This is a genomic window from Pseudomonas sp. A39, assembly GCF_058145955.1.
Genome location: NZ_JBYVMD010000106.1, coordinates 1 through 1,633 on the forward strand (window position 1 = coordinate 1; position 1,633 = coordinate 1,633).

General features: G+C 52.9%; 2 protein-coding genes and 1 pseudogene. All 3 read right to left on the reverse strand.

Going from position 1 to position 1,633, the window contains the following annotated elements:
* Nucleotides 1–200: pseudogene (locus AC3ZU9_RS31350) on the reverse strand (hypothetical protein); the annotation flags it as partial.
* Between the two features lie 21 nt (nucleotides 201–221).
* Nucleotides 222–662, reverse strand: a complete 441-nt coding sequence (locus AC3ZU9_RS31355; RefSeq protein WP_490091785.1) for a hypothetical protein — start codon at nucleotides 660–662, stop codon at nucleotides 222–224.
* The coding region (locus AC3ZU9_RS31360; protein WP_490091786.1) for an RHS repeat-associated core domain-containing protein at nucleotides 659–1,633 on the reverse strand (975 nt) is incomplete at its 5' end. The genes AC3ZU9_RS31360 and AC3ZU9_RS31355, both read right to left, overlap by 4 nt.

The following is a 1,633-nucleotide window of genomic DNA, read 5'->3' on the forward strand; positions in this document are numbered from 1 at the left end:
TGGCCATTGGGGCGGCGTATCCGTGAGCGCAGGCGGCCGCTGCGATCGTATTCGCTGCGCGTGGTGATCTGGCCTTGGGTACGCAGCACTTCACGGTGCAGGCGGTCGCGTTCGAAGTCGCAGATGACGCGGCCGTCGAGGTTGATCTGGTGCAGGTGGCGGCTGCCGTAGTAAAGGCGGTTGAGCCAACGGCCGTCGGGTCATATAGTCTGGTCTCACTATCAAGTGTGGCCTGGTATCCAGAATAAGCTTTTACCTCCGGATTTAATGATTTTCTCAACCAGCTCAGTAAATGATTTTGCGATCAGTGTGCTCTCATCGGCCGTCGGGTAACTGTCCCAGAACGAGTCGTAGCAATAGCCAAATTGCGGGCCGGGTTTCAGGTCAATTGAAATTATTTGATCCTCACATTTAACGAGCGCGTACCAGTTAGCTGAGTCTGGGTCGTCCAAGTCTTCGTTCATAACGACAAAGTCGGAACGTTCAAGTTCTGGCGCCTGAATCGTGAAGCTGTACTGTGCCTTTGGATAGAAAACAGCGCTGCTGTAGTGCTTATAAAAATCGGCTAAGTCATCGGGGACGAGATTACTCGGCAACCCAGTGGACGGTGCTGTCGTGCAGTCAGAATTCTCTATCAAATCAACGACTTTAGTCAGGCTCATCTTCCGCATCCCTTTCGCAGGTAGTTTTTCATTGCTTTGTTGTACAAACCGCGTGAAGCCTTCGGGAAACCTTTAGCTTCGGCGGCCTTAAACATTTTGTTGGAAAGTCTGAGTATTTCGAATTTCGACACCTTCTTCCAATCGAAACCTTTAAAGCCCCGTTTCCCAGTTTTCTTCTGAACCCAGTCTTTAGCAACCTCCTTGGTCGCATTGTGTTGATCTACAGTCATCACTACCGTCGGCGTCTGGCCGTTTCGAGATACGTAGTCCTTGATGTTGTGCTTGGACCACGCATCAAGTATCCCGTGATGTTTTTCGAAGCCAGGCGCGCTTTTTCCATAATCTATAACGTCCCCCGGTTTTGCCGGTGCCCAGCCCAGGGGATCAATCCACATGATGGGATTCGGTGAGTATTGATAGAGATTGAATCCACCCATCAACCCAATCGGATCCGGCGTCGTAAACCGCCCCACATCCGGATCATAAAACCGAAATGTGTTGTAGTGCAGCCCAATCTCCCGATCCAGATACTGCCCCTGGAACCGCAAATTCTGCTCTTCGATAAAGTACGCCTCACGCACTTCTTCGGCCGCATTCCCCCACACCTGATACCGCGCCTGCCACACCGTTTTCCCATCAGCTTCGGTCAGTTGCTCAGGCAATCCGTTCAGGTCGTTGTGGTAATAGCGCACACTTTGATGCTCGCCCGTACCATCCACCCGAGCCAGCGGTGCATAGCCATCTTCTTCATAGATATAGAGGCTGGTTTGGCTATGGCGGTGCTCCTGCAACAGGCGCAACCCCTCCCACTCAAAGCGGGTTTCGCCCAACGGGTAGCCGTTGCTGTCATGTTCGGTTTTAGCGATGCGCCGGCCGAGCGGGTCGTAGGTCATTTTCACGACCGTTTCTCGCCCGTCTTTCTGGCTGCGGACCTCGATCAGGCGATGCTCTGCGTCGTAGGCAAAGTGCTG